Source organism: Undibacterium sp. Dicai25W, assembly GCF_049340505.1.
In the GTDB taxonomy this organism is placed as follows: domain Bacteria; phylum Pseudomonadota; class Gammaproteobacteria; order Burkholderiales; family Burkholderiaceae_D; genus Undibacterium; species Undibacterium jejuense.
Window position 1 is genome coordinate 1 of sequence record NZ_JBMPOQ010000051.1, and the last position, 886, is coordinate 886.

Genomic DNA, 886 nt, shown 5'->3' on the forward strand with positions numbered 1-886 from the left:
TTAGAACTCACCGTTTCTTCCCTGACAAAAGAGCTTTACAACCCGAAGGCCTTCTTCACTCACGCGGCATTGCTGGATCAGGGTTGCCCCCATTGTCCAAAATTCCCCACTGCTGCCTCCCGTAGGAGTCTGGACCGTGTCTCAGTTCCAGTGTGGCTGGTCGTCCTCTCAGACCAGCTACTGATCGTCGCCTTGGTGAGCCTTTACCTCACCAACTAGCTAATCAGATATCGGCCACTCCATGAGCATGAGGTCTTGCGATCCCCCACTTTCCACCTTAGTGCGTATGCGGTATTAGCGTAACTTTCGCTACGTTATCCCCCACTCTAGGGTATGTTCCGATATATTACTCACCCGTTCGCCACTCGCCGCCAGGTTGCCCCGCGCTGCCGTTCGACTTGCATGTGTAAGGCATGCCGCCAGCGTTCAATCTGAGCCAGGATCAAACTCTTCAGTTTAATCTCTGTTTTTGTGTTCATTTCTGAACCCTGTCCTTGCAGACAGGTCGCTCACTCAAAATACTGACAGTTCCATCATCTATTTCTAAATGATTTTCCTATTATTTATTTCTTGTGAAGCATTTGATATTTTTTAAGCATTCCGATCAGTTAGAAACTCATCGGTGCGCTTTCATCAAGTGCTCACATTTATTGACTGTTAATTGTTAAAGAACCGAATGGTTTAAATTCTTTCCCGCTCAAATCTAAGCATTTATTTACCTGATTTAGCAACGAAGCGTTGTGTTCGTTTGCAGCAGAGAAGCGAGATTATGCAGCACTTTATTTACCCTGTCAACTCCCTGATTGCTTTTGCTGTTCGTTTCGATGCATCTTATGCAGATGTTGTCGCTTTCGCGTCAATTTCATCAAATCAAACCGCCGGAGTT

At 46.2% G+C, this 886-nt stretch carries 1 rRNA gene; it reads right to left on the minus strand.

The window, feature by feature from the left end:
* Positions 1-458: ribosomal RNA gene (locus ACO0KY_RS19635) — 16S ribosomal RNA — on the minus strand; the annotation flags it as partial.
* Positions 459-886: the final 428 nt, after the last annotated feature.